At 66.2% G+C, this 25820-nt stretch carries 24 protein-coding genes; 11 read left to right on the top strand and 13 right to left on the bottom strand.

Translation table 11 applies throughout. The features are described 5' to 3' along the window. Positions 1-96: 96 nt before the first annotated feature. The 9 genes from ABKS89_RS02640 to bioB form a co-directional block, all read right to left on the bottom strand. A complete protein-coding gene (locus tag ABKS89_RS02640; RefSeq protein ID WP_348589156.1) occupies positions 97-1893 on the bottom strand; it encodes an acyl-CoA dehydrogenase C-terminal domain-containing protein in 1797 nt (598 codons plus the stop codon). A gap of 119 nt (positions 1894-2012) precedes the next feature. Further along, entirely contained in the window at positions 2013-3293 is a 1281-nt protein-coding gene (locus ABKS89_RS02635) for a GGDEF domain-containing protein (protein WP_348589157.1), read from the bottom strand. 171 nt (positions 3294-3464) lie between these two features. Then, the gene (locus ABKS89_RS02630) at positions 3465-5270 is read right to left on the bottom strand and encodes a phenylacyl-CoA dehydrogenase (protein ID WP_081519678.1); all 1806 of its coding nucleotides are present in this window, start codon (positions 5268-5270) and stop codon (positions 3465-3467) included. Between the two features lie 310 nt (positions 5271-5580). After that, the gene (locus tag ABKS89_RS02625; protein WP_081519677.1) at positions 5581-5811 is read right to left on the bottom strand and encodes a hypothetical protein; all 231 of its coding nucleotides are present in this window, start codon (positions 5809-5811) and stop codon (positions 5581-5583) included. Positions 5812-5885: 74 nt separating this feature from the next. After that, a complete protein-coding gene (gene bioD, locus ABKS89_RS02620) occupies positions 5886-6569 on the bottom strand; it encodes a dethiobiotin synthase (RefSeq protein ID WP_138213034.1) in 684 nt (227 codons plus the stop codon). Positions 6570-6596: 27 nt separating this feature from the next. Further along, positions 6597-7394 (bottom strand): malonyl-ACP O-methyltransferase BioC, encoded by a 798-nt coding sequence (gene bioC, locus ABKS89_RS02615; protein WP_348589158.1) that lies wholly within the window; start codon positions 7392-7394, stop codon positions 6597-6599. Then, a complete protein-coding gene (locus tag ABKS89_RS02610; RefSeq protein WP_138213036.1) occupies positions 7387-8112 on the bottom strand; it encodes an alpha/beta fold hydrolase in 726 nt (241 codons plus the stop codon). Before ABKS89_RS02610 ends, bioC begins: the two co-directional genes overlap by 8 nt. Next, complete coding sequence (bioF, locus tag ABKS89_RS02605) at positions 8105-9310, bottom strand: 8-amino-7-oxononanoate synthase (protein ID WP_348589159.1); 1206 nt, start codon at positions 9308-9310, stop codon at positions 8105-8107. Before bioF ends, ABKS89_RS02610 begins: the two co-directional genes overlap by 8 nt. A gap of 138 nt (positions 9311-9448) precedes the next feature. Beyond that, entirely contained in the window at positions 9449-10507 is a 1059-nt protein-coding gene (bioB, locus tag ABKS89_RS02600) for a biotin synthase BioB (RefSeq protein ID WP_348589160.1), read from the bottom strand. 241 nt (positions 10508-10748) lie between these two features. Between bioB and ABKS89_RS02595 the strand changes: the two genes are divergently transcribed. From ABKS89_RS02595 to rarD, 6 genes are all read left to right on the top strand, one after another. Then, positions 10749-11042 (top strand): hypothetical protein, encoded by a 294-nt coding sequence (locus ABKS89_RS02595; RefSeq protein ID WP_081519671.1) that lies wholly within the window; start codon positions 10749-10751, stop codon positions 11040-11042. 39 nt (positions 11043-11081) lie between these two features. After that, entirely contained in the window at positions 11082-11804 is a 723-nt protein-coding gene (locus tag ABKS89_RS02590) for a ComFC family protein (RefSeq protein ID WP_348589161.1), read from the top strand. A gap of 93 nt (positions 11805-11897) precedes the next feature. Then, positions 11898-12662, top strand: a complete 765-nt coding sequence (gene modE, locus ABKS89_RS02585; RefSeq protein WP_138213040.1) for a molybdenum-dependent transcriptional regulator ModE — start codon at positions 11898-11900, stop codon at positions 12660-12662. 116 nt (positions 12663-12778) lie between these two features. Further along, a complete protein-coding gene (locus tag ABKS89_RS02580) occupies positions 12779-13150 on the top strand; it encodes a type 2 periplasmic-binding domain-containing protein (protein WP_138213041.1) in 372 nt (123 codons plus the stop codon). A gap of 68 nt (positions 13151-13218) precedes the next feature. Beyond that, positions 13219-14193 (top strand): SrkA family protein kinase, encoded by a 975-nt coding sequence (gene srkA, locus ABKS89_RS02575; RefSeq protein ID WP_348589162.1) that lies wholly within the window; start codon positions 13219-13221, stop codon positions 14191-14193. A gap of 222 nt (positions 14194-14415) precedes the next feature. Beyond that, positions 14416-15303, top strand: a complete 888-nt coding sequence (gene rarD, locus ABKS89_RS02570; protein WP_138213043.1) for an EamA family transporter RarD — start codon at positions 14416-14418, stop codon at positions 15301-15303. Between the two features lie 647 nt (positions 15304-15950). Here rarD and ABKS89_RS02565 read toward each other — a convergent pair. Continuing rightward, entirely contained in the window at positions 15951-16469 is a 519-nt protein-coding gene (locus ABKS89_RS02565; RefSeq protein WP_045212798.1) for a glycine cleavage system transcriptional repressor, read from the bottom strand. Positions 16470-16488: 19 nt separating this feature from the next. After that, positions 16489-16938, bottom strand: a complete 450-nt coding sequence (locus tag ABKS89_RS02560; RefSeq protein ID WP_348589163.1) for a GNAT family N-acetyltransferase — start codon at positions 16936-16938, stop codon at positions 16489-16491. A gap of 294 nt (positions 16939-17232) precedes the next feature. Between ABKS89_RS02560 and ABKS89_RS02555 the strand changes: the two genes are divergently transcribed. Together ABKS89_RS02555 and ABKS89_RS02550 are read left to right on the top strand one after the other, a co-directional pair. Beyond that, positions 17233-19410, top strand: a complete 2178-nt coding sequence (locus ABKS89_RS02555; protein ID WP_138213045.1) for a malate synthase G — start codon at positions 17233-17235, stop codon at positions 19408-19410. A 399-nt stretch (positions 19411-19809) separates the two neighbouring features. Continuing rightward, the gene (locus tag ABKS89_RS02550; RefSeq protein ID WP_348589164.1) at positions 19810-21339 is read left to right on the top strand and encodes an NCS1 family nucleobase:cation symporter-1; all 1530 of its coding nucleotides are present in this window, start codon (positions 19810-19812) and stop codon (positions 21337-21339) included. A 59-nt stretch (positions 21340-21398) separates the two neighbouring features. On the opposite strand, the gene pcaD is transcribed toward ABKS89_RS02550, so the two are convergent. Next, positions 21399-22196, bottom strand: coding sequence for a 3-oxoadipate enol-lactonase (pcaD, locus tag ABKS89_RS02545; RefSeq protein WP_348589165.1), 798 nt, complete (start codon positions 22194-22196; stop codon positions 21399-21401). A gap of 95 nt (positions 22197-22291) precedes the next feature. Here pcaD and ABKS89_RS02540 point away from each other — a divergent pair, with 95 nt between their 5' ends. Next, positions 22292-23167, top strand: coding sequence for a LysR family transcriptional regulator (locus tag ABKS89_RS02540; RefSeq protein ID WP_348589166.1), 876 nt, complete (start codon positions 22292-22294; stop codon positions 23165-23167). Here ABKS89_RS02540 and ABKS89_RS02535 read toward each other — a convergent pair whose 3' ends face one another. Continuing rightward, on the bottom strand, positions 23168-23920 hold the full coding sequence (locus ABKS89_RS02535) for a glutathione S-transferase family protein (RefSeq protein ID WP_348589167.1): 753 nt from the start codon (positions 23918-23920) through the stop codon (positions 23168-23170). 187 nt (positions 23921-24107) lie between these two features. Between ABKS89_RS02535 and ABKS89_RS02530 the strand changes: the two genes are divergently transcribed. Together ABKS89_RS02530 and ABKS89_RS02525 are read left to right on the top strand one after the other, a co-directional pair. Further along, positions 24108-24611: an RNA polymerase sigma factor gene (locus ABKS89_RS02530; protein ID WP_431312037.1), complete on the top strand. Its 504-nt coding sequence runs from the start codon at positions 24108-24110 to the stop codon at positions 24609-24611. Further along, a complete protein-coding gene (locus tag ABKS89_RS02525) occupies positions 24608-25570 on the top strand; it encodes a FecR domain-containing protein (RefSeq protein WP_348589168.1) in 963 nt (320 codons plus the stop codon). The genes ABKS89_RS02530 and ABKS89_RS02525 overlap by 4 nt, the downstream gene beginning before the upstream one ends. Positions 25571-25820: the final 250 nt, after the last annotated feature.

The raw sequence follows: 25820 nt of genomic DNA, 5'->3' as shown, positions 1-25820 counted from the left end.
CGTCATGTTGTGACCGCACAACTATAGATTGGTCACAATATGTAGCGAAAAACGAGAAGGCCCGCGCGGGGCGGGCCTCCTTGTCTGGCACGAGGATTACAGGGCGAACTGCTCTGCCGACAGGCGCATCAGCACCTCGGAGCCGGCTTCCGCCGCCGCCACATGAGCCTGCGCGCGCGGCAGCAGGCGGCTGAAGTAGAACTCGGCGGTGGCCAGCTTGGTCTGGTAGTAAGCCGCCTCGCTGGCGCCCTGCTCCAGCTTCTGCTGGGCGACGAGCGCCATGCGCAGCCAGAAGTAACCGAGGGTGACGTAGCCGGAGAACATCAGGTAGTCGACCGAGGCCGCGCCGACTTCGTCCGGGTTCTTCATGGCCGCCATGCCGACCTTCTGGGTGAGCTCGCCCCACTGCTTGTTCAGCGTCGCCAGCTGGGCAACCTGCGCCTTCAGTTGCGGGTGCTCGGCGTGCTGCTGGCAGAGTTGGTGCACGAGTTTGGTGAAGCCCATCAGCAGCTTGCCCTGGCTACCAAGGACCTTGCGGCCCAGCAGGTCCAGCGCCTGGATGCCGTTGGTGCCCTCGTAGATCGGCGCGATGCGGCAGTCGCGCACCAGCTGCTCCATGCCCCACTCGCGGATGAAGCCGTGGCCGCCGAACACCTGCATGCCGATGTTGGTGACTTCCAGGCCGGTCTCGGTCATGAAGGCCTTGCAGATCGGGGTGAGGAAGGCCAGCAGGCTGCCGGCGCGTTCGCGCTCTTCGGCGTCCTGGGAGAGGTGCTCGATGTCCAGCAGTTGCGCGGTGAAGTAGGCCAGCGCGCGGTTGCCTTCGTTGAACGCCTTCATGGTCAGCAGCATGCGGCGCACGTCCGGGTGGACGATGATCGGGTCGGCGGGCTTCTCCGGCGCTTTCGGGCCGGTCAGCGAACGCATCTGCAGGCGATCCTGGGCGTAGCGCACGGCGCCCTGGTAGCTGGTCTCGCCGAGGCAGAGCCCCTGCATGCCGGTGCCCAGGCGCGCGTGGTTCATCATGGTGAACATGCAGGCCAAGCCCTTGTTGGCTTCGCCGATGAGGAAGCCGCGGGCGCCGTCGAAGTTCATCACGCAGGTGGCGGAAGCCTTGATGCCCATCTTGTGTTCGATGGAGCCGCAGGCGACGGCATTGCGTTCGCCGGCCTCGCCGTTCGCGTCGAGGTTGAATTTCGGCACGATGAACAGCGAGATGCCCTTGGTGCCGGCCGGCGCGTCGGGCAGCTTGGCCAGGACCAGGTGAATGATGTTCTCGCTCAGGTCGTGCTCACCGGCGGAGATGAAGATCTTGGTGCCGGTGATCGCGTAGCTGCCGTCCGCGTTGGGCACGGCGCGGGTCTTGATGATGCCCAGGTCCGTGCCGCAGTGCGGCTCGGTGAGGCACATGGTGCCAGTCCAGACCGCGCTGGTCATGCGCGGCAGGTAGGTGTCCTTCTGCTCCTGCGTGCCGTGGGCGTGGATGGCGGCCATGGCCCCCTTGGTCAGGCCGGGATACATGCCCCAGGAGCAGTTGGATGCGCCGATCATCTCGCTGACCAGCAGGCCGAGGGACGGCGGCAGCCCCTGGCCACCGAATTCCGGATCGCTGGAAACGCCGTTCCAGCCAGCCTCGACGTACTGCGCGAAGGCTTCCTTGAAGCCCTTGGGCGTGGTCACCACACCGTTGTCGAAGTGGCAGCCTTCCTCGTCGCCGGAGCGGTTCAGCGGGGCGATGACCTGCTCGCAGAACTTCGCGCCTTCCTCGAGGATGGCGGCGAACATGTCCGGGGTGGCGTCGGTGGCGCCGAGGGCTTCGTAGCGGCCGGTGAAGTCGAAGACTTCGTCGGTGAGGAAGCGCACGTCGCGCAGGGGGGCCTTGTACTCGGGCATCGCGAATCTCCGTTCGGTTCAGGGCGCCAGCTTGGCGCGGATAACTCGAACCTAACGGCCTGTCACGATGCGGACAATCACGCTGCACGCGCTGAATGCGCGGTCATAACGCAGGCCGCTCAGGCGGTACGTACCGCTCCGCGACGCGACTGCCCATGCACGGCCACACGGTTGCGCCCGCCGCTCTTGGCCGAATACAGCGCCTCGTCGGCGCCCTTGATGACTTCTTCCGGGCTGCGCCGCTCGCCGTCGCGCTCGGCGACGCCGACGCTGATGGTCACCGAGACCGTCTGCGCCTCCTTGCCGGCGCGCTTGCCGCGGCCCTGGCGGTCGTCCTTGGGGCGGTTGCCACGGTCGCGCAGGTGCATGGCGTAACCCTCGATGGCCTGGCGCACGCCATCGAGGTGAGGCAGGCACTGCTCCACGGTCTTGCCGGCGAAGACCACGGTGAATTCCTCGCCGCCATAGCGGTACGCCTTGCCGCCGCCACCGGTACGACGCAACTGGCTGGCGACCATGCGCAGCACCTGGTCGCCGACGTCGTGGCCGTGGCTGTCGTTGAATTTCTTGAAGTGGTCCACGTCGATCATCGCCAGCACGTACTGCTGGCCCAGGCGCTGGAAGCGCTCGTTCAGCGCGCGGCGTCCGGGCAGGCCGGTGAGTTCGTCGCGGAAGGCCATCTGGTACGCCTCGTGGGCCACCGCGCCGGCCAGGGTGAGCATCACCAGGCTGGTCATCACGGTCAGCGCGTGGGGCAGGATGAACACCTTGGGCAGCATCCACAGCAGCCCGAGCAGGCCCAGCAACTGCGCGGCGTGCAGCGGGCGTGGCTGGCGCACGTAGGCGGCGACCAGGGCGATGAAGGCCATGAGGAAACCGAAGTAGGACAGCTGCGCCAGGCTCATCCAGTGGCCGTGCAAAGCCGGCCAGTAGGTGTCGCTGAGCAGCTCCGCCAGCCCCTGTGGGAAGCGCTTGGCCAGTGCTGTCGCCACCCCGGCCACGGCGACCAGCGCGGCGCTGCGGGCGAGCAGGTCCTGCAGCATGTGCATGCGCTCCTGCCAGATGCCGTACAGGCCGTAGAGCAGCGGCAGCAGCACGCAACACAGGTGGAACACCAGCGCCGCCTCCGGCATCACCACGCGGTGCGCCTGGAAATAGTCGACCTGGGTATCGAGCAGGAAATAGGCGATGTACACCACCGTCAGCATGAACAGCTGGCGCTGGCGGCCATAAACCATGCACAGCGCGCCGCCGAGCAGGAGCAGCAGGGTCGGCAGGACGTTGAACAGGGAGATGAAGAAGTCAGACAGTTCGCCCAGGGAGCCGGCGGCGATGCCGGCCGGAATCAGCAACAGGGGCGTGAGGAAATGGCTGATCCGGTAAGGGGCCGTGGGTCGCACAAAGGGTTCCGCAGAGTGGGTGCCGGGCTCGCCGTCAGTCGATCGGCAAGTGGCGTAATGATGGCATTTTCTGCGGCGTTTTGTGTGGATTCGGATACGAAAAAGCCCGCCTTGCGGCGGGCTTCCTGCTGTTCAGCAGACGGACGGCGAACCGTCCGTTACGGGCGCTGATCAGTAACCGAGGGCGAAATCTTCCTCGGCCAGGTCCATCAGGTTGTTGGCGCCGGACAGCATGGAGCCAACGTGGGCGCGGGTGCGCGGCAGGATGCGCTGGAAGTAGAAGCGCGCGGTCTTCAGCTTGGCCTGGTAGAAGGCCTCTTCGCTGGTACCGGCAGCCAGCTTCTCGGCAGCCAGGCGAGCCATGTCGGCCCAGAAGTAGGCGAGGCACGCGTAGCCGGAGAACATCAGGTAATCGACCGATGCGGCGCCGACTTCCTCGCGGTCCTTCATGGCAGCCATGCCGACCTTCATGGTCAGGTCGCCCCACTCCTTGTTCAGCGCGGCCAGCGGTGCAACGAACTCTTTCACGGCTTCGTTGGCTTCGTTGGCCTGGCAGAACTTGTGCACGATCTTGGTGAAGCCCTTGAGCGCTTCGCCCTGGGTCATGAGGATCTTGCGGCCCAGCAGGTCCAGCGCCTGAACGCCGGTGGTGCCTTCGTACAGCATGGAGATACGGCTGTCGCGGACGTTCTGTTCCATGCCGTGCTCGGCGATGAAGCCGTGGCCGCCATAGATCTGCACGCCATGGTTGGCGGCTTCGAAGCCCACTTCGGTCATGAACGCCTTGGCGATCGGAGTGAGGAAGGCCAGCATCGCGTCAGCGGCTTTCTTCTCTTCTTCGTCCTGGCTGCGCTGGACGATGTCGACCTGCTTGGCAGCGAAGTACAGCATGGCGCGGTTGCCTTCGGCGAAAGCCTTGGCGGTCAGCAGCATGCGGCGTACGTCCGGGTGCACGATGATCGGGTCAGCGGCTTTTTCCGGAGCTTTCGGGCCGGTCAGCGAACGCATCTGCAGACGCTCGCGAGCGTAGGCGATGCCACCCTGGAAACCGATTTCGGCGTGGGCCAGGCCTTGCAGCGCGGTACCCAGGCGAGCGGTGTTCATGAAGGTGAACATGCAGTTCAGGCCCTTGTTCGGCGGGCCGATCAGGAAGCCGGTGGCGGCGTCGAAGTTCATCACGCAGGTGGCGTTGCCGTGGATGCCCATCTTGTGCTCGATGGAGCCACAGGAAACGGCGTTGCGCTCGCCCACGTTGCCTTCGGCGTTGGGCAGGAACTTCGGCACGATGAACAGCGAGATGCCCTTGGTGCCCTGCGGGGCGTCGGGCAGGCGGGCCAGCACGATGTGGACGATGTTGTCGGCCATGTCGTGTTCGCCAGCGGAGATGAAGATCTTGGTGCCAGTGATCTTGTAGGTGCCGTCAGCCTGCGGCTCGGCCTTGGTGCGCAGCATGCCCAGGTCGGTGCCGCAATGCGGCTCGGTCAGGCACATGGTGCCGGTCCACTCACCGGAAACCAGCTTGGTCAGGTAGGCGTGCTGCTGCTCCGGAGTACCGTGGGCGTGCAGGGTGTTCATGGCGCCGTGGGACAGGCCCGGGTACATGCCCCAGGACCAGTTGGCCTGACCGACCATTTCGCTGATGGCCAGACCGAGGGATTCGGGCAGACCCTGACCGCCGTGCTCGACGTCATGGGCCAGGCTCGGCCAGCCGCCTTCGACGAACTGCTGGTAGGCCTCTTTGAAGCCGGTCGGAGTCTTGACGCCTTCCGGGCTCCATTTGCAGCCTTCCAGGTCGCCAGTGCGGTTCAGCGGAGCGATTACCTGTTCGCAGAATTTCGCACCCTCTTCGAGGATGGCATTGACCATGTCCGGGGTGGCGTCTTCGGCGCCCGGCAGGTTCTGGTAGTGCGCTTCGTAGCCCAGCAGCTCGTCGCGAACGAAACGGATATCACGCAAGGGGGCCTTGTAATCAGGCATAGCGGTAAACCTCTACGAAGGGTTCTGGTTAATGGGCGACCGATAGCTGCGGTCGCAGTGCGGGAGCATTCCCGGCCGCCCAGTCGGTGCGCGCACGCATCCGGACAGTCAAACAGGCGTTTGAAACATACGTTTACGCCATACCCTTGTCAAGCGTGCAAACCGACCGCCTGGTCACGCTCGCAGGGCTGTCCGCAGGGTGTATTCGCAGCGACGTCCTGAGGCTAATTAAAGCCCATGGCAGAGCGGCCGGCGTGTCACAAGGACAGCCGGCCGCGCGGAGGAATTCAGGGTTGGGATAGGGTCGCGGTCAGGCGCGGATATCGATGAGGGTGCCGAGCGTTTCGTCGGCGGCCTGGATGACCTTGGCGTTGGCCTTCACCTCGTGCTCGCCGCGGCGCAGGTCGACCAGGCGGTCGTTGAGCACTTCACTGGGCGCGCTGCCGGCAGTGGCGATGTCGGTGCTGGCGCGGTCGACGCGGCGCTGGCCGTTCTGCACGCCATACAGGCCCGCAGAGAAAGCATTACCGGAGATTTCCATCGACACGCCTCCACAGCAAAAAGCAGCAAGTGGCCACTATTCAAGCAGACGGAGTCTGCCAGGCCAAGGCCCGGTTACAAATCCAGGATGCCCAGGTCCAGGTGCGCCGCCACTGCCGCCGGAGTCGCGCGGGCCAGGCGTGGCACGCGTCCGATGCAGGGCGCGGGCAGGCGTTCGGCGAGGGTCGCGAGGTTTTCTTCCAGACGGGAGGTCGTCGGATCGACGATGTTCGCCACCCAACCGGCCAGCACCAGGCCGTCACGCTGGATCGCCTCGGCGCTGAGCACCGCATGGTTGATGCACCCCAGGCGCACGCCGACGACGAGGATCACCGGCAGTTCCAGGGCGATGGCCAGGTCGGAAAGGTTCTCCTCCCCCGCCAGCGGCACGCGCCAACCTCCGGCGCCTTCCACCAGGGTGAAATCGGCACCCAGTTCCAGCACCGAACGGACCGGCCCCTTGAGCGCTCCGACTGTCAGCTTCACGCCCTTCTCGCGAGCAGCGAGGTGCGGCGCAATGGCCGGCTCGAAGGCGAAGGGGTTCACCTGTTCGTAGGCCAGCGGCACGCTGCATTCACCCAGCAGTGCCAGCGCATCGGAATTGCGCAGACCCTCGGGACTGCGCTCGCAGCCGGAAGCCACCGGCTTGGCCGCCGCCGTGGACAACCCGGCCAGCCGCGCCGCATGCAGCAGGCCGGAGGCGATGGTGGTCTTACCGATTTCGGTGTCGGTGCCGGTGACGAAGTAGGCGTGGGACATGGCTTTCCTCTGGTGCTCTTGCCGGATTCAGTTCTTGCGCAGGACGGCGTAGACCACCCGGTAGGTTGCCGGCAGCCCCAGGGGCTGGCGGAAGCGCTCGTAGGCGGCGATCAGAGCGCGCACCCGCTCGCGCCCGGTGAGGCCATCGGGCCGGCCGGGGTTAAGGTTATGCGCGCCGAGCGCCTTGAGTTCGTGGGTCAGGCTGCGCAGGTCGGGGAAGTGCAGGACGCGGTCCTCGGTACGCAGCTCCAGCACTTGCAGGCCGCTGCCCGCGCAGTGCTGCTGGTACTGCTCGAAGGCGCGGAAGCGGTTCACGTGGACGAAGCCGTCCACCGCTTCCCAGCTCTGTCGCAGCTCGCCCAGCGTGCCGATGCACAGGCTGCTGAACGCCGCGACGCCGCCAGGACGCAGCACGCGGCGCGCCTCGTCCAGCACCGCCGGCAAGTCCCCGCACCACTGGATCGCCAGGCTGGAAAACAGCAGGTCGGTGGCACCATCGCGCAACGGCAGCCGCTCGGCATCGCCGCCGATGAAGTGCTGCGCACCGCCCTGCTCGCGGGCGTGGCGCAGCATGCCCTCGGCGATATCAACGGACAGGCCCTGTGCCTGCGGATAACGCGCCGCCAGGGAGCGGGTGAAATAACCGGTGCCGCTGCCCAGGTCGATCCAGCGCTGCGGCGTGATCTGCTCCGGCAGCAGCTCCAGCAGGCGGTTACCGACGGCGCGCTGCAGTTCGGCCACCGCGTCGTAGGTCGCCGCGGCGCGGGAGAAGGAGGCGGCTACCTGGCGTTTGTCGGGCAGCGCGCTGGTACTGCAATCAGGCATCGTCGCCCTCGTGGATGAACTTCAGGATGGCGCCAGCCACTTCGTCCGGCTGCTCCAGCGGCAGGCCGTGGCTGGCGCCGGGCAACAGGCTGACTTCGACGTCCGGCAGCCATTCCAGCAGGGCGTCGGCAGCGCTGGCAGGGACCAGCGCATCGTTGGCGGCGAACAGGTGCAACTGCGGGCCGGGATAGCGACCGAGGGCGGCGCGGGTATCGAGCTGTCCCAGCAGTTGCAGGCCGGCGGTCAGACCTTCGGCATTCAATTGCGGCAGCGCCACCTGCAACTGGCGTGCAAGGGTGCGCGGATCGCGGGCGCCCTGGCTCACCAACATGGTGAAGCGCTTGCGCACCAGGTGCGGCTCCAGCAGAAAGGCTTCGAAGAAGTCCTCGAAGACTTCGTTGGCCATGGCGTCCGGCCAGTCCTCGCGGCGGCGGAAGCAGAGGTTGCTGGCGATGGTCACCAGCCCCCGGCAGGATTCGCCACGGCGCGCCGCCAGCTCGGCGCCCAGCATGCCGCCCAGCGACCAGCCGGCGATCCAGGCGTCGTGAGCGACGTTGTCGTCCAGTTCGTCGAGCCAGGCATTCGGATCGGTATCCGCCGGCAGCGGCTCGATCTGCACATTCAAATGTGGCGCCTGTTCCAGCAGCGCATCGCGCAGCGGCTCCAGCGGCGCACTGCCCAGGCCCCAGCCCGGCAGCAGGATCAGTTGGTCACGCATCATCGCCCTCCTCGGCATCGATCTCTGCCAGAAGGCTAGACGACACGCGCTGCCAGCTTTCGGCGAGCGCCACCAGCAGGCGGTCGACCTGCGCCTCGGTGTGCGAGGCGGACAGGGTCACGCGCAGGCGCGCGGTGCCGGCTGGTACCGTGGGCGGTCGGATCGCGCCGACGAGGATGCCGCGATGGCGCAGCTCCGCCGACAACGCCATGGCCTGGGCGCTGCCGCCGATGAGGATCGGCTGGATCGGCGTCGGGCTGTCCATCAGGCTCAGACCGATGGCCTCGGCGCCGGCGCGGAAGCGTGCGATCAGCGCATTCAGGTGATCGCGGCGCCAGCTCTCGGCGCGCAGCAGCTCCAGGCTTTTCAGCGTGGCGCAGGCCACGGCGGGCGGCTGGCTGGTGGTGTAGATGTAGGGGCGGGCGAACTGGATCAGCGTCTCGATCAGCTCCTCGCTGCCGGCGACGAAGGCGCCAGCGGTGCCGAAGGCCTTGCCGAGGGTGCCGACCAGCACGGGCACGTCATCCAACCCCAAGCCGAAGTGCTCGACGATGCCGCCGCCGGTCGCACCCAGCGGGCCGAAGCCGTGGGCATCATCGACCATCACCCAGGCGCCCTTCTCCCTGGCCCTGGCGCAGAGCGCGGGCAGGTCGGCCAGGTCGCCGTCCATGCTGAATACGCCGTCGGTGACCACCAGCGTGTTGCCCTCGGCCTTCTCCAGACGGGAAGCAAGGCTGGCGGCGTCGTTGTGCAGGTAACGCGAGAAGCGCGCACCGGAAAGCAAGCCGGCATCCAGCAGCGAGGCGTGGTTGAGGCGGTCCTCCAGCACACTGTCGCCTTTCCCGACGAGGGCGGTGACGGTGCCGAGGTTGGCCATGTAGCCGGTGGAGAACAGCAACGCGCGCGGGCGGCCGGTGAACTCGGCGAGCGCCAGCTCCAGCTCGTGGTGCGGGCCGCAGTGGCCGTTGACCAGATGCGAAGCGCCACCACCGACGCCCCAGCGTTCGGCGCCGGCGCGCATCGCGGCAATCACCTCGGGGTGATTGGCCAGGCCCAGGTAATCGTTGGAACAGAAGGCCAGCATCGGCTGGCCGTCGATGACCACTTCCGGCCCCTGCGGCGATTCCAGCAGCGGACGGCGGCGGTAGAGGTCCTCCGCCTGGCGCTGGGCCAGGCGGGTGGCGAGATCGAAAGGCATACGCAACCCCGTGTCGGCGGTGGTCCTGTGAGGCGAGGACCTGTAGGGGCGAGCTTGCTCACGAACAGTCTTCCCGACCACTTCGGCGCCGGGCGGTTCGCGAGCAAGCTCGCTCCTACATAAGAAAGAGCGGCTCTATCAGGCCGAAGCCGCGTTATAGAACAGCTGGGAGTCGCGTTGTTCCACCAGCGCCTGCTCGATGGCGGCCTGGTGCACCTCGTCGGCGTGCTCCTCGCGCTCCTCGGGCTTGATGCCCAGACGTGCGAACAGCTGCATGTCCTTCTCGGCCTGCGGGTTGGTGGTGGTCAGCAGCTTCTCGCCGTAGAAGATCGAGTTGGCGCCGGCCATGAAGGCCAGGGCCTGCATCTGCTCGTTCATCTGCTCGCGGCCGGCGGACAGGCGCACGTGGGACTTCGGCATCATGAGGCGGGCCACCGCCAGGGTGCGGATGAAGTCGAACGGATCGACGTCCTTCTCCTCGGCCAGCGGCGTGCCCTTCACCTTCACCAGCATGTTGATCGGTACCGATTCCGGGTGCTCGGGCAGGTTGGCCAGCTGGATCAGCAGGCCGGCGCGGTCGTCCACCGACTCGCCCATGCCGAGGATGCCGCCGGAGCAGATCTTCATCCCCGCTTCGCGGACGTACGCCAGGGTCTGCAGGCGCTCGCTGTAGGTGCGGGTGGTGATGATGTTGCCGTAGAACTCCGGCGAGGTATCGAGGTTGTGGTTGTAGTAGTCCAGGCCCGCTTCGGCCAGCGACTGGGTCTGCTCCTGGGTCAGCTTGCCCAGGGTCATGCAGGTTTCCAGGCCGAGCTTCTTCACGCCCTTCACCATTTCCAGCACGTAGGGCATGTCTTTCGCCGACGGATGCTTCCAGGCGGCGCCCATGCAGAAGCGGGTGGAGCCGATAGCCTTGGCTTCAGCCGCGGCCTGCAGCACCTTCTGCACTTCCATCAGTTTTTCCTTGTCCAGGCCGGTGTTGTAGTGGCCGGACTGCGGGCAATATTTGCAGTCTTCCGGGCAGGCGCCGGTCTTGATCGACAGCAGGGTGGAAACCTGGACGCGGTTCGGGTCGAAATGCGCGCGGTGCATGCTCTGCGCCTGGAACAGCAGGTCGTTGAAGGGCTGCTCGAACAGGGCGCGGACTTCGGCAAGGGTCCAGTCGTGGCGGATTACTTGGGCTGCGGTGGCACTCATCGGCAAAGTCCTTCGACGCTTGGGGGCGCCTCTTGTCTAGGGTGCCCCGGCGGCGCGCCACCGGGGAAATCAGGCTCAAGGCATCATATGTGGAGCTGTGACGCTGTCAACCACTCTCGCGACACAGGTCGACAAGTGACCATTTGTTGATCAATCACGCCGATCTCGTTGCAGCTGCGGCTGAACCGATCCGGCCCGTTGCCGCTCCAATCAGGCAGAACATTCAGGAGTCAGACCCCAGATGGGAACAGAAGGATTCTTCGACGGCCTTGGCCAGATGGTCGGCAAGGCCATCCGCTTCATCGTCGATCTGCTGTCGGGCGTGCTCGGTGGCCTGTGGCGCGCCATGGACGATTTCTTCCACGGCCTGGCGCGGGCTGTGGGAATCGACGTCTCGATCTTCAGCTTCGTCCTGCTCTTCATCGGCCTGCTGCTGCTCTACAGTGGCATCCGCGCCTTCCTGCGGCGCTCGATCTTCGGCGGGCTGATCTGGACGGTGCTGGGCCTGGTGGTATTGAGCTGGCTGATCCATTGAGCCGCTCACCCCTGAACGCCCCGCCCATGGAGGGGCTGAATGTGGATATCTCAATGGCGCCCCGTCTGGTGGCGCCCTCGCGTGCAATGTCTTCTTTGCGGCGGAGCGGCGGAACAGGCCGCCCTGCCCCTCTGCGCCGGCTGCGACGATGACCTGCCGTGGCTCGCCGGGCACTGCTCGGTCTGCGCCCTTCCCCTCCCAGCTTCCGGACTGACCTGCGGCCAGTGTCTGCGCCGCGCTCCGGCTTTTCACCGGGTCGAGACACCGCTGCGCTACGGCTTCCCCGTCGATGCGCTGGTCACCCGCTTCAAGCACCAGGCCAATGCTCCGCTCGGGCGGTTGCTCGGCCAGTTGCTCGAGCGCCACCTGCTGCATGCCTTTGATGAAGGATTGCCGCGCCCGGACCGGCTGATCCCGGTGCCGCTGTCGCGCCGGCGCGAGCGGCAGCGCGGCTTCAACCAGGCGCAACTGCTGGCGGACTGGCTGGCCGCGCCGCTGGGGCTGCCTGTGGATAACCGCCTGGTCCGCCGCACGCAGGACACCCCGGCCCAGCAAGGGCTGGACGCCGCCACCCGCAAACGCAACCTGCGCAGCGCCTTCGCCCTGGCCGACGGCGCAGTGGTCGAAGGCCTGCACCTGGCGCTGGTGGACGATGTGCTGACCACCGGCGCCACCGCCGAGCGCATCGCCCGCCTGTTGCGCCGTGCCGGTGCGCGGCGGGTCGACGTCTACTGCCTGGCGCGCACGCCGGCCCCGGAGTAGACGACCGTTCGGCCACATTCCCGACATCTGCCCCTTGCGTTTTGCACGCCAGCAACGGAGCCTCGTCGCATACCAATAAGTACCCGCGAAACCATGACCACCCTCAGCCTGTTGACCCAACACGTTACCCGCCGCCCGCAGCGCATCGCCCTGCTGGCGCAGATCGCCCAGCTCGGCTCGATCACCCACGCCGCCAAGGCCGCGGGGATGAGCTACAAGACCGCCTGGGACGCCATCGATGAACTGAACAACCTCTCCGACCGGCCGCTGGTGGAACGCAGCGTCGGCGGCAAGGGCGGCGGCGGCGCGCGCCTGACTGCCGAGGGCGAACGCCTGCTGGCGCTCTACCAGCGCCTGGAGGCCCTGCGAGAACACATAGTCGAGCACGTCGAGCACCAGGCCGACCTCGAACTGATCGGCCGCCTGATGATGCGCACCAGTGCGCGCAACCAGCTTCACGGGCGCGTCTGCTCGGTGGAGCCGTCCGGCCTCAACGACCTGGTGTGCATCGAACTGCCCGGCGGCTCGCGCATCCAGGCGCGGGTCACCCGCGAGAGCACCGAGAAGCTGGAACTGGCCGACGGCGTGCCGGTGGTGGCGCTGATGAAGGCCGGCTGGCTCTACGTCGACCTGCCGCACATTCCCTGCCCGGAAGGCCTGAACGCGCTGGAAGGCCACGTCGATGACATCCGCGAAGCCGAAGACGGCCCCAGCGAAGTGCGCATCCAACTGCCCAGCGGGCAGATGCTCTGCGCCCTGACCGACCCGGAGCGCATCGAGATCCTCGGCCTGCAAGCGGGTTCGGCGGTGCGCGCGCAGTTCTCCCCGGCGCAGGTGATCCTCGGCACGCCCCTGTAACCGGCCACAAGGGTTTCCCTGCCTCATATCAAGCCCGGCGGCGCTGCGCCGCGCTCCAATAGCCGACAGAGTTCCGCCCGGGCCGGGCGGAACCTTGGCCCACCGGAGCTCCCACCATGCGCCGCCCACTGCTGCTTCTCACCCTGCTCTTCCTGCCCTTCGCCAGCCACGCCGGCCCCGACGTGCTGCGAATCGGCGCCAGCGAAGAGCTGATGCCAATACTCGAACCCGTGGTCGACCAGTACCAGTTCGACACCCACAACAAGGTGCTGCTGATCGGCGGCGAGGAAAGCGAACTTGCCGAACAGGTCCGCCAGGGCACGCCCTACGATCTGCTGCTGACCCCTCTGCACCACGCGGACACCCAGGCCCAGCCGGTCAAGTGCAAGGTCCGCACGATGCAGAAACTGACCCTGGTGAAGGGCGAACGCCGGGCGCTGGCCACGGACTTCGTCACCTATCTGCGCAAGCACTGCGCCGACCGCTGAGGCGACTGCGCACCCAAAGGGGGCGGACTGGGTAAACTAGGCAGCTTTACCATTGCCGGAACGTCGCCATGTCCCATCCCTTCTCCGATCTCACCCCCGACCTGGTGCTGGATGCGGTGGAAAGCATCGGTTTTCTCAGCGACGCCCGCGTACTCGCGCTCAACAGCTACGAGAACCGCGTCTACCAGGTGGGCATCGAGGACAGCGAGCCGCTGATCGCCAAGTTCTACCGCCCCGGCCGCTGGACCACCGAGGCGATCCTCGAGGAGCACGCCTTCTCCGCCGAGCTGGCCGAATGCGAAGTCCCGGTGGTGGCACCGCTGGTGCACGAGGGCCAGACCCTCTTCGAGCACGCGGGCTTTCGCTTCACCCTGTTCCCCCGCCGCGGCGGCCGCGCGCCGGAGCCGGGCAACCTCGACCAGCTCTATCGCCTCGGCCAGTTGCTCGGTCGCCTGCACGCCGTGGGCGCCAACCGCCCGTTCGAGCACCGCGAGGCGCTGACCCCGCAGAACTTCGGCCACCAGTCCCTGGCCACCCTGCTGGAAGGCAACTTCATTCCCAAGAGCCTGCTGCCGGCGTACGAATCCGTGGCCCGCGACCTGCTGAAGAAGGTCGACGCCCTCTACGCCCGGACGAAGTACACGCCCATCCGCATGCACGGCGATTGCCACCCCGGCAACCTGCTGTGCCGCGACGAGACCTTCCACGTCGTCGACCTCGACGACTGCCGCATGGGCCCAGCGGTGCAGGACCTGTGGATGATGCTCGCCGGCGAGCGCCAGGAGCGCCTCGGGCAGCTCTCGGAACTGGTCGACGGCTACCAGGAATTCCACGACTTCGACCCGCGCGAACTGCCGCTGATCGAAGGCCTGCGCGCCCTGCGCCTGATGCACTACAGCGCGTGGCTGGCGCGGCGCTGGGACGATCCGGCGTTCCCGCCGAGCTTCCCCTGGTTCGGCACCGAGCGTTACTGGGGCGAACAGGTGCTTGTGCTGCGCGAGCAGCTGGCAGCGCTGGATGAGGAGCCGCTGCGGCTGTTCTGACGACGCCGCTCCCTGTAGGAGCGCCCCATGGGCGCGATCGCGGGCATGGCCCGCTCCTACAGGTCGACTCCGCTGGCGTGGCGTTATCCACAGCCCCGTAACAGCATCGTTACGCACATTCGCCGGCGCCGCCGCGACATCCACCGCAGCGGCACAGACAAGCCCCGTCGCGCGCCCTAGAATTGTGCAGCCACTCATTAGCTGCCTAACCAAGGATGTTCCATGGCCACCGCCAATCCCCGCCGGGGCTACGCCCTGGGCTTGACTGCCTACGTCATCTGGGGACTCTTCCCGATCTACTTCAAGCTGCTCGAACGCATCCCCGCCCTGGAAATCATCACCCACCGGGCCATCTGGTCGGCGGTGTTCGGCGCCCTGCTCCTGCTGGTGTGGAAACACCCCGGCTGGTGGCGCGAGCTGCGCGAGAACCCCAAGCGCATCGCGGTGCTCACCGCCAGCGGCCTGCTGATCGCCAGCAACTGGCTGGTCTACGTCTGGGCGGTGAACAACGGCCACATGATCGAGGCCAGCCTGGGCTACTACATCAACCCGTTGATCAACGTATTGCTGGGCCTGGTGATCCTGCGCGAACGCCTGCGCCCGCTGCAGTGGGTCGCGGTCGGCCTCGCCGCACTGGGCGTGGCACAGCAGCTGTGGCAACTGGGCAGCCTGCCCTGGGTATCGCTGGCGCTGGCGCTGACCTTCGGCTTCTACGGGCTGATCCGCAAGCAGGCACCCGTCGCCGCGCTGCCGGGGCTGGTGGTGGAAACCTGGATCCTGCTGCCACTGGCGATCGGCTACCTCGTGCTGTTCGCTGATGGCCCGAGCGTGCACGCGGACTTCTGGACCACCAAGGACGCCATCTGGCTCGCCGCCGCCGGCCCGATCACCCTGGTGCCGCTGGTGTGCTTCAACGCCGCTGCACGCCACCTGCCCTATGCAACCCTCGGCTTCCTGCAGTACCTGGCGCCGACCCTGGTGCTGCTGCAGGCGATCCTGCTGTTCGGCGAGCACCTGGACAGCACCCGCCTGGTGTCCTTCGGCTGCATCTGGCTGGGCCTGGCCGTCTACAGCGTGGACATCTGGTACCGCCTCTCCCGCGGCGACTGATCATTAATTGATCCACCGCCTGTAAGCCACGCCCGCTGTGGCTTGCAGGCAGTCACCCGCAGATTGTCCACAGCTCTATCCCGCGATTGCGGGGATAACGGCAGTTTCTTCCACATGCCGCCCCGCCGCGCTCTTCTCGGTGCTGTCTTCCCTGCCAGCACGCGGCAAAATGATCAAAATTTGATCAACTACTTGCAGGGCCCGTGAAATCTAGCCTGCAGAGACATTCCCCCGGCTTTTCCACAGGCTGATCCCCGCTTCGTGTGGATGGACAAACATCGCCCGCTCAGAAAGTGGACAACCCTGTGAAAGCCAGAGGCTGCGTGGCCTGCAGCGTTCCATGAACGGCTTCTCCACAGACTCTTCCAATGCTTTTGTGCACAGCGACTGGAGAGTCCGGATCGCTCAATTCGCCGCGCCAGCCCAGTACAGAAAATGACCAAAACACTGTAAGCCCCGTAAACAGAAGGCTACAGCCACTTATCAACAGAATGCCCACGGTGCGACCCCCGCAATCTGTGCACAGTGAAGAGGCGGCCAGTGGGTAAACAGCTAGACGTGTAACCCAAGTGAAATGGGCCCTCTGTCAATCCATCAACAGAGAGCCCACAGGTTTTTCCACAAGCCTTGCGGTCAGAGCGGGACGGTCATTCCCCGCTGTGGAAATTCAGCTCCACCATCAGGTCATCCGCCAGTTCTTCCAGCTTCTGCTGCAGGGTTTCCAGCGGCAGGGTCAGTGGCACCGCCAGCAGCGCCTCGGCATGGAAAAGCGGCTCGCTGCTCATGGGCGCGGGGAGCACCTCGGTGGTCAGACTCTCAAGGTTCACGCCATGCTCGGCCAGCAGTTGGGTGATGTCGCGGACGATGCCGGGGCGATCGTTGCCCACCAGGTCGAGATGGATCGGCTTCCAGTTGCAGGCCGGCTCGATGCCGCTCTCTGCCAGCAGCACGCGGATGCCGTGCTCGCTCAGCTCCTGCAGACCTTCCACCAGTTCGTCATAACCCTCGGCGGGCACCGCCACGCGAAGAATCCCGGCGAACTGCCCGGCCATGCGCGACATGCGGCTTTCCAGCCAGTTGCCGCCGTGGGCGGCGATGCATTTGGCCACGCGCTCCACCAGACCGGGCTGGTCCTGGGCGATGACGGTCAATACGAGGTGGTCCATGAGCAGTCTCCGCGAAGGGCTAGGCCGTGAGGTCCAGCCAATAGGTGTAGAACTTGTCGTCCCGCTTGTAGCCCAGGCGCTCGTACAGCGACTGGCCAGCGTGGTTGGTCTTCGCCGTCTCCAGCATCAGGCCGCAGGCACCGGTGGCCTCGCCGTGGGCGCGGGCGGCGTTCATCAGCGCCTCGCCATAACCATCGCGGCGTGCAGCGGGCAGCACGTAGAGGTCACTGATCAACCACGACGCCTGCAGCGCCAGGGAAGCGAAGAACGGGTACAGCTGCACGAAGCCTACCGCCAGCCCATCGATGCTGCGCGCGATGAACACCGTGGACTGCCCGCTGCCGATGCGCGCCCCGAGGAACTCGCGAATCTTCGCGTGGGGCGCGGGCACCTCGTAGAAATCGAGGTAGCCGGAAAACAGCGGAACCAGGTCATCCAGATCGGTGGGGGTGGCAAGCGTCACGGACATGCGGGATTCTCCAGGAGGGAAGAAGCAGTATAGGCACGGCGAGGTTAGCCGGCTGCGACGGGCTGCCACAGGTACCCATTCGGGTAATGCGTGTACAGTTTTAAGATTTATCTGGAACAATCCAGATGATATTTGCGAACATAAGATCTGCTACGTGACTGATATGCGTACTTTGGTCTAACCGCGACGCTAGCCCACTGATTTTTCCCACGGCATCATGTAGTATTCCGCGGCTCGGACTACAAGGCGTTTTGCCTGTGTCCAGAGCTGGTCCTGAGCAGAGTGAGGCAAGCAATGACTGAACGCGTTCAAGTCGGTGGCCTGCAGGTCGCCAAAGTCCTTTTCGACTTCGTGAACAACGAAGCCATTCCCGGCACCGGCATCGAGTCCGGCAAGTTCTGGGCGGGCGTAGAAACCGTAATCAACGACCTGGCCCCCAAGAACAAGGCCCTGCTCGCCAAGCGCGATGACATCCAGGCGAAAGTCGATGGCTGGCACCAGGCCCGCGCCGGCAAGCCGCATGACGCGGCCGCCTACAAGGCCTTCCTGCAGGAAATCGGTTACCTGCTGCCCGAGCCGGCCGACTTCCAGGCCAGCCCGCAGAACGTCGATGACGAAATCGCCCGCATGGCCGGCCCGCAGCTGGTAGTGCCGGTGATGAACGCGCGCTTCGCCCTGAACGCCGCCAACGCCCGCTGGGGCTCGCTGTACGACGCACTGTACGGCACTGACGCGATCAGCGAAGAGAACGGCGCCGAGAAGGGCAAGGGCTACAACAAGGTCCGCGGTGACAAGGTGATCGCCTTCGCCCGCGCCTTCCTCGACGAAGCCGCCGCACTGGAATCCGGCTCCCACGTCGACGCCACCGCCTACGTGGTGAAGAACGGCGCACTGGCCGTGACCCTGAAGAACGGCAGCGAGACCGGCCTGAAGAACGCCGCTCAGTTCCTCGCCTTCCAGGGCGAAGCCGCCAAGCCGAAGGCCGTGCTGCTCAAGCACAACGGCCTGCACTTCGAAATCCAGATCGACCCGACCAGCCCGATCGGCCAGACCGATGCCGCTGGCGTGAAAGACGTCCTGATGGAGTCCGCGCTGACCACCATCATGGACTGCGAAGACTCCGTGGCCGCCGTCGACGCCGACGACAAGGTCGTGGTCTACCGCAACTGGCTGGGCCTGATGAAAGGCGACCTCGCCGAGCAGGTTTCCAAGGGCGGCAGCACCTTCACCCGTACCATGAACCCGGACCGCGTCTACACCAAGGCCGACGGTTCCGAGCTGAGCCTGCACGGCCGCTCCCTGCTGTTCGTGCGCAACGTTGGCCACCTGATGACCAACCCGGCGATCCTCGACGCCCAGGGCAACGAAGTGCCCGAAGGCATCCAGGACGGCCTGTTCACCAGCCTGATCGCCATTCACAACCTGAACGGCAGCGCCAGCCGCAAGAACAGCCGCACCGGCAGCGTGTACATCGTGAAGCCGAAGATGCACGGCCCGGAAGAGGTCGCCTTCGCCGCCGAAATCTTCAGCCGCGTCGAGGACCTGCTGGGTCTGCCGCGCAACACGCTGAAAGTCGGCATCATGGACGAAGAGCGCCGTACTACCGTCAACCTGAAGGCCTGCATCAAGGCCGCCGCCGAGCGCGTGGTGTTCATCAACACCGGCTTCCTCGACCGCACCGGTGACGAAATCCACACCTCCATGGAAGCCGGCGCCATGGTGCGCAAGGGCGCCATGAAGACCGAGAAGTGGATCGGTTCCTACGAGAACAACAACGTCGACGTCGGCCTGGCCACCGGCCTGCAGGGCAAGGCCCAGATCGGCAAGGGCATGTGGGCCATGCCTGACCTGATGGCCGCCATGCTCGAGCAGAAGATCGCTCACCCGCTGGCCGGCGCCAACACCGCCTGGGTTCCGTCGCCGACCGCCGCCACCCTGCACGCGCTGCACTACCACAAGGTCGACGTGTTCGCCCGTCAGGCCGAACTGGCCAAGCGCGCACCGGCTTCGGTGGACGACATCCTGACCATTCCGCTCGCCCCGAATACCAACTGGAGCGCGGAAGAGATCAAGAACGAGCTGGACAACAACGCCCAGGGCATCCTCGGCTACGTAGTCCGCTGGATCGACCAGGGTGTCGGCTGCTCCAAGGTGCCGGACATCAACGACGTCGGCCTGATGGAAGACCGCGCCACCCTGCGCATCTCCAGCCAGCTGCTGGCCAACTGGCTGCGCCACGGTGTGGTCACCCAGGAGCAGGTGCTGGAAAGCCTCAAGCGCATGGCTTCGGTGGTGGATCGCCAGAACGCCGGTGACGCCCAGTACCGCGCGATGGCGCCGAACTTCGACGACAACGTGGCCTTCCAGGCTGCGCTGGAACTGGTTCTCGAAGGCACCAAACAGCCCAACGGTTACACCGAGCCGGTCCTGCACCGCCGCCGCCGCGAGTTCAAGGCCAAGAACGGTCTGTAAGAACGTTGCCAAGCGTTGAAGAAACCGCCCTCCGGGGCGGTTTTTTTATGGCTGCCGATCCGGGAACCGGCGCTACGCCCAGCCAATGGTGGACTCCTCCCGCGATGTATTCCGACCACAGGGAATCGGACACGTAACGCATGTGCACAATTATTGTGTACAAAATCCCCACCCTGCACATCCGAGGATCACAACCAACCTGACTCGCAAGTCAATGATTGCTATGGAAATTTAATTTCCTGACCATTTGGACAGCCATCAAGGCCGCACCAATAAAGGGCTCAAGCGGGATTCGAACCTGCGCTCAGCGAGGTCTGGAAGGCGGCAGCCGGTTGCACTGGCATGGAATTGGCTTTGCACACAAACCACAAAAAGCCGTGCATACAAACCGAGTAGCCCATGAACTCCAGCCCTACCCACCTGTCCGGCGTTTCCCCTGTCCAACCTGTCGATGGCGCGGCCTGCGCGAAGACTGCCGCGCCGACCCTGAGCCCGCGCCTGTACAGCACCGACCTGGCCCCGACCAGGGCCGCCGGCCGCAACTGGGGACGCTACAGTCTGTTCGCGCTGTGGACCAACGATGTACACAACATCGCCAACTATTCCTTCGCCATCGGCCTCTTCGCACTGGGCATGAGCGGCGCGCAGATCCTCGCCGCGTTCGCCCTCGGCGCGCTGGTGATCTACGGCCTGATGAACCTGTCCGGCTACATGGGCCAGAAGACCGGCCTGCCCTATCCGGTAATGTGCCGCATCAGCTTCGGCATCCACGGCGCGCAGGTGCCGGCGCTGATCCGCGCGGTGATCGCCATCGCCTGGTTCGGCATCCAGACCTACCTCGCCTCGGTGGTCCTGCGTGTGCTGCTCAGCGCCATCGCGCCGAGCCTTGCGGCCTACGACCAGGACTCGATCCTCGGCCTGTCTACCCTCGGCTGGATCACCTTCCTCGGCATCTGGTGCGTACAGTTGGTGATCTTCGCCTACGGCATGGAGATGGTGCGCCGCTACGAATCCTTCGCCGGCCCGATCATCCTGGTGGCCTTCGCCAGCCTCGCCGGCTGGATGTACTGGCGCGCCGGTCTGTCGATCTCCTGGTCCAGCGGCAACGCGCCGACCGGCTCGGCGATGTGGCTGAAAGTCCTGGGCGCCGCCGCGCTGTGGGTGTCGCTGTACGGCACCATGATCCTCAATTTCTGCGACTTCACCCGCAACTGCCCGGACCGCCGCACCATCAGCGTCGGCAACTTCTGGGGCCTGCCGGTGAACATGCTGGGCTTCGCGCTGATCGCCGTGGTGCTGGCCGGCGCGCAGTTCAGCATCGACGGCAAGCTGGTGCAGAACCCCACGGAAATCGTCGCTGCGATCCCCAACACCTTCGGCCTGGTGCTGGCCTGCCTGGCGTTCCTGATCGTCACCGTGGCGGTGAACATCATGGCCAACTTCGTCGCCCCGGCCTACGTGCTCACCAACCTCGCGCCGAACCTGCTGAACTTCCGCCGCGCCGGCCTGCTCAGCGCCATGATCGCGGTGCTGATCCTGCCCTGGCACCTGTACAACAGCCCGGCGGTGATCGTGTATTTCCTCGGCGGCCTGGGTGCGCTGCTCGGCCCGCTCTACGGGATCATCGTCACCGACTACTACCTGGTGCGTCGCAGCCGGGTGAACCTGCCCGAGCTGTACAGCGAGAGCCACGACGCCAGCTACCACTACAGCGGCGGCGTGAACCTGCGCGCCGTGGCGGCGTTCGTCCCGGCGGCGCTGATCGCCATCGTGCTGGCGCTGGTGCCGGCGTTCGATGCGCTGTCGCAGTTCTCCTGGTTCTTCGGCGCCGGCCTCGGCGCGCTGATCCACTACACCCTGGCCGACCGCAAGCGCCGCTACGCGGATGTCTCCGGCGAGCCCATCGCGGTGGATGCGGCGCACCATTGAGCCTGGATTATCGAGCTTGTGGATAAACGACAAGACCGCCCTCGGGCGGCCTTGTCCGTTCAGGGCGCCAGCAGGAAATCCAGCACCGCACGTTCGAACTCACGGGGAAACTCGATGTTCGACAAGTGCACCGCAGGCAGCGTGAACAGGCGCGCGCCGGGGATCGCCCGGGCAATCAGCTCGCTGTGGTCCGCCGCGGTCACCGTGTCGAACTGCCCGGCGATCACCAGCGTGGGCAGACGCACATCGCGCAAGGCGCTGCGCAGATCGGTTTCCTGCACCGCGGCGAAGGAGCCGGCCAGCCCATGTCGATTGGTCGCCAACAGCGTGGCGCGGAACGGCTCCACCTCCGGCCGCCGCGAATCCAGCCAGGCTGCCGGGAACCAGTTGGCGAGGAAGGTCGCCGCAGTGCCCTGCAGATCTTCCGCCGCCAGTACGTCGGCGATGCGCGCGTCCCATTGCTCCTGCGGCCCGAGCCAGGCGGAGGTGTTCGCCAGCACCAGTCGCCCGATGCGCTGCGGAGCCTTCAGCGCCAGCCACTGGCCAACGAATCCGCCGAGTGAAAGTCCGAGGAAATGCGCACGCTGTACGCCGAGCGCGTCCAGCAGCTCGATCACGTCTTCTCCCAATCGCGCCAGCGAATAGGGGCCGGCGGGAACGCTGGAAGCACCGTGCCCGCGAGCGTCGTAGCGCAGCACGCGGAAGTGCTCGCTCAGCGCGGAGACCTGCCCGTCCCACATGTGCAGGTCGGTGCCGATGGAGTTGGACAGCACCAGCAGGGGGCGCTCGGCGGGGCCGTCCAGGCGGTAGGCAATGCGGGCATTGTCACGGGTAGTCAGATAGTGCAGCGGGCTCATGGCAGCCTCTCCTCAAGGGGTGTGAGACGAGGCTAGTTGCGGCGGACTCTGGAAGAAATTACAAAGAGTGGACGTTCTCTGTCAGGAAAGCTGACATGCACGACTTCACCCTGCACGACCTGCAGTGCTTCGACGCCGTGGTCGAAGCCGGCGGCTTCCAGGCCGCCGCCCAGCAATTGCACCGTTCGCACCCGGCGGTTTTCGCCGCCGTGGCCCGCCTGGAGCGCCAGCTCGGCTTCGAGCTGCTGGACCGCAGCGGCTACCGCGTCGCCCTGACGGCCGCCGGCGATTCCTTCCACCGCCGCGCCCGGGGCCTGCTGCGCGAACTGGGTAGCCTGCGGGATCACGCCACGCACCTGGCTGCTGGCGAAGAGAGCGAACTGCGGGTGGTGCTCGGCGACTTCTGCCCGCGCCCCGCCCTGCTGGAAAAGCTCGCACGCTTCTTCGCCACGCAACCCCGTACGCGGCTGCAACTGTACTTCGAAAGCGTCAGCGGGCCGCTGGAGCGGCTGCTCGATGGCGAGGCCGAGCTGATCCTGCACCGCGTGGACAAGGCCGACCCGCGTCTGGAATGGCTGGACCTGGGCCAAGTGGGCTTCATCCCGGTAATTGCCCCGGGGTTGCTGGCGGACAGCAAGGACATTCGGTCGGAGCACCTGCGCTCGCTCACCCAGTGCGTGATGCGCGACAGCGCCCGGCACTCGCCGCCGGTGGACTTCTTTACTCTCGAAGGAGCGCCGCAATGCACGGTGCCGGACCAGGCGATGAAGAAGGAACTGGTGCTGCACGGCCTGGCCTGGGGCCACCTGCCGCGCCACCTGATTGCCGAGGAGCTGGCCGACGGTCGCCTGCACGATCTCAGCGGAACGCACCTGCCCGGCCGCCGCGAAGAACTGGTCGCTGCACGCCTGCGCGACCGCGCCCACGGCCCGGTGGCGCAGCGACTCTGGAGCTTTCTGCAGCAGGCCTGATCAACTGCGGCTCATCGGTCCGCGCACCGGCCGTTCACGCATGTAGCTGACCTCGCTGACCGGCGCGCCTGCGGCGATCAGCGCTTCGCGCTGCTGGGCGATGGGCGTGCGGGCGATGGCGCGTTCGAACTGGTTGAGCTTCTGGAACGCCGGCAGCGCGAAGGCTGCCGCGAGCATGGCCGCCAGTTTCGGCCAGCGCTGGGCATCCAGCTCGTAGCGGGCGAGCTGCGCGTTGCGCATGAAGCAGGCGACGCTGATGTCGGCAATGGACAGCTCGCCGAACAACCAGCCGCTTTCCGGCAACTGCGCCTCCAGGTAATCGAACACGGCCGGCAGATCCTGCTGGTAGGTCTTCTCCAGCAGCGCCGCGTCCGGCTCGCGGCCCCAGACGCCGCGGCCGATCACCAACTGGTCGAACAGTTGCCAGATCACCACCTGGCCCATGCGGCTGTCGGCGAACTCCTCGATCCATCGGGCGCGGGCGCGCTCGGCAATATCCGCCGGGTACAGCGCCGGCTGTGGATAACGCTCTTCCAGGTACTGGCAGATCACCGAGGAATCGTTCAGCACCAACTCGCCGTCCACCAGCACCGGCACCTGGCGCAGCGGGCTCAGGCGCTCGAACTCCTCGTTGCCGAAGAACGGCACGACGGAGTCGATGCGGTAGTCGATGCCCTTCATTTCCAGCAGGACCAGCGCCTTGCGCACATAGGGCGAGAGGAAGGAACCGATGATCAGCACAGGGTCGGACATGGCGAGGCTTTCCGCGAAAAGGGTCGCCCGATTGTAGAACGACGCCGAAAAGCGGGCGACCGGCAGCAAAAGCCGACGGGTGCCAATTGCGCGCGTGACTGCACTTTGCGATCATTTGCGAATGGTTATCGTTTTTTAACTTGATCCCATTCGAGATCATTGGGGGAGTAGCTTGTCGGCCATCCAGATGGGTAGCGGCGAACTCGTTGGCGCCTTGTATCGCGATCACCGCGACTGGCTGACTGCCTGGCTGAATCGCAGCCTGGGCTGTCCGCAGCGCGCCGAAGACCTGAGCCAGGACACCTTTGTCCGCGTGCTCGGTCGGCGCGAGCTGCCCTCCCTGCGCGAACCGCGCGCCTTCCTGGTGACCGTCGCCAAGGGCCTGCTGGTGGATCACTGGCGCCGCTTGGCGCTGGAGCAGGCCTACCTCGACGAGCTGAAATGCCTGCCCGAAGCGGTGCAGCCTTCCGCCGAGGACCACTGCCTGATCCTCGCCGACCTGCGCGAGATCGACCGCCTGCTGGGCAAGCTGTCCACCCGCGCACGCAGTGCCTTCCTGCTCAACCGCCTGGACGGCCTGGGCCACGCCGAGATCGCCGAGCAGTTGGGCGTTTCCGTCCCGCGCGTGCGCCAGTACATCGCCCAGGGCCTGCGCCAGTGCTACATCGCACTGTACGGCGAGCCGACGTGAAGGGACCGGTTTCCCTGCAGGTACTGGACGAGGCGATCAGCTGGCAGCTGCGCCTGGGCTCTGGCGAATCGCGCCCGGACGATGAAGCCGCTTTCGCCCGCTGGCACTCGGCCCACAGCGAACACGCCCGCGCCTGGAGCCAGCTGGGCATGGTCGACCGCAGCCTCGCCGGCGCCGCGCCCAAGGCCGCACGCAACGCCCTGCTTCGCTCGCCGGGCGAATCCCGGCGCAAGGTCCGCCGCCTGGCAGGCACCGGCTTGTCGTTGCTGCTGGTCGGCGCGCTCGCGCTGGGTGTCGGCAACCGCTACACGCCAGTGCGCTATGCCTTCTCCGACCTGGTCACCGCCACCGGCGAGCAGCGCGAACTGCGCCTGCCGGACAACACCCGGCTGGTGCTCAACAGCCGCACCGCCGTCGATGTGCGCTTCGACGCCGAGCAACGGCGCATTGTCCTGCTCAGCGGCGAAATCCTGGTGGAGACCGCCCACGGCGACAGCCGTCCGTTCATCGTCGAAACCGACGAAGGCCGCCTGCGTGCCCTCGGCACACGCTTCCTGGTGGAGCGCGACGACGGCGACAGCACCTTGCTGAGCGTCCTGCAGTCCGCCGTGGCCGCACGCCCCGAACAGCTGCCGGACGAACGCGTGGTCAACCAGGGCCAGCAGGTGCGTGTACGCGCCGATGGATTCGGCACGGTAGAGGCCAACAGCGCCACCGCCGATGCCTGGACCCACGGCATGCTGGTGGTGGACAACGTGCGCCTGGGCGAGCTGATCGACCAACTGGCGCGCTACAGCCCCGGCTACCTGGCGCTGGACCCGGCGCTGGCGGACCTGCGCATCACCGGCAGTTTCCCGCTGAAGAACATCGACCTGGCGCTCAGCTCACTGGAGCCGACGCTGCCGGTGCGCATCGAGAAGCACGGTCAGTGGTGGTCCCGCGTGGTGCCGCGCGGCTGAGAAAGCCCGCGCCCTCACGGAAATCCTGCGCGGCTGCGGCCCTCTCCCCCGCCCTCTCCCTGAAGGGAGAGGGAGCATCCGAGTGGAGCACACTTGCAGTGCTTTCCTGACACCTCGGCATCCGGCTGAAACGCTGGTCAGGCGACTCGCCGAACCAGTCCCCTCTCCCTTCAGGGAGAGGGTTAGGGAGAGGGGAGCCCAGCTCGGACTATCAGATAAGGCCAGGCCCAAAACGAATCTGCCGAACGGA

The sequence above is a fragment of the Pseudomonas sp. LABIM340 genome (assembly GCF_040017195.2).
Classification (GTDB): domain Bacteria; phylum Pseudomonadota; class Gammaproteobacteria; order Pseudomonadales; family Pseudomonadaceae; genus Pseudomonas.
This window is presented reverse-complemented; position numbering and strand designations above follow the sequence as displayed.

Bases quoted from the DNA above. Each gene is read 5' to 3' on its own strand.
- ABKS89_RS02640 (WP_348589156.1), bottom strand. From the start codon at position 1,893: ATGCCCGAGTACAAGGCCCCCCTGCGCGACGTGCGCTTCCTCACCGAC.
- ABKS89_RS02630 (WP_081519678.1), bottom strand. From the start codon at position 5,270: ATGCCTGATTACAAGGCCCCCTTGCGTGATATCCGTTTCGTTCGCGAC.
- ABKS89_RS02625 (WP_081519677.1), bottom strand. From the start codon at position 5,811: ATGGAAATCTCCGGTAATGCTTTCTCTGCGGGCCTGTATGGCGTGCAG.
- bioD (WP_138213034.1), bottom strand. From the start codon at position 6,569: ATGTCCCACGCCTACTTCGTCACCGGCACCGACACCGAAATCGGTAAG.
- bioC (WP_348589158.1), bottom strand. From the start codon at position 7,394: ATGCCTGATTGCAGTACCAGCGCGCTGCCCGACAAACGCCAGGTAGCC.
- ABKS89_RS02610 (WP_138213036.1), bottom strand. From the start codon at position 8,112: ATGCGTGACCAACTGATCCTGCTGCCGGGCTGGGGCCTGGGCAGTGCG.
- bioF (WP_348589159.1), bottom strand. From the start codon at position 9,310: ATGCCTTTCGATCTCGCCACCCGCCTGGCCCAGCGCCAGGCGGAGGAC.
- bioB (WP_348589160.1), bottom strand. From the start codon at position 10,507: ATGAGTGCCACCGCAGCCCAAGTAATCCGCCACGACTGGACCCTTGCC.
- ABKS89_RS02595 (WP_081519671.1), top strand. From the start codon at position 10,749: ATGGGAACAGAAGGATTCTTCGACGGCCTTGGCCAGATGGTCGGCAAG.
- ABKS89_RS02590 (WP_348589161.1), top strand. From the start codon at position 11,082: ATGTGGATATCTCAATGGCGCCCCGTCTGGTGGCGCCCTCGCGTGCAA.
- modE (WP_138213040.1), top strand. From the start codon at position 11,898: ATGACCACCCTCAGCCTGTTGACCCAACACGTTACCCGCCGCCCGCAG.
- ABKS89_RS02580 (WP_138213041.1), top strand. From the start codon at position 12,779: ATGCGCCGCCCACTGCTGCTTCTCACCCTGCTCTTCCTGCCCTTCGCC.
- srkA (WP_348589162.1), top strand. From the start codon at position 13,219: ATGTCCCATCCCTTCTCCGATCTCACCCCCGACCTGGTGCTGGATGCG.
- rarD (WP_138213043.1), top strand. From the start codon at position 14,416: ATGGCCACCGCCAATCCCCGCCGGGGCTACGCCCTGGGCTTGACTGCC.
- ABKS89_RS02565 (WP_045212798.1), bottom strand. From the start codon at position 16,469: ATGGACCACCTCGTATTGACCGTCATCGCCCAGGACCAGCCCGGTCTG.
- ABKS89_RS02560 (WP_348589163.1), bottom strand. From the start codon at position 16,938: ATGTCCGTGACGCTTGCCACCCCCACCGATCTGGATGACCTGGTTCCG.
- ABKS89_RS02555 (WP_138213045.1), top strand. From the start codon at position 17,233: ATGACTGAACGCGTTCAAGTCGGTGGCCTGCAGGTCGCCAAAGTCCTT.
- ABKS89_RS02550 (WP_348589164.1), top strand. From the start codon at position 19,810: ATGAACTCCAGCCCTACCCACCTGTCCGGCGTTTCCCCTGTCCAACCT.
- pcaD (WP_348589165.1), bottom strand. From the start codon at position 22,196: ATGAGCCCGCTGCACTATCTGACTACCCGTGACAATGCCCGCATTGCC.
- ABKS89_RS02540 (WP_348589166.1), top strand. From the start codon at position 22,292: ATGCACGACTTCACCCTGCACGACCTGCAGTGCTTCGACGCCGTGGTC.
- ABKS89_RS02535 (WP_348589167.1), bottom strand. From the start codon at position 23,920: ATGTCCGACCCTGTGCTGATCATCGGTTCCTTCCTCTCGCCCTATGTG.
- ABKS89_RS02530 (WP_431312037.1), top strand. From the start codon at position 24,108: ATGGGTAGCGGCGAACTCGTTGGCGCCTTGTATCGCGATCACCGCGAC.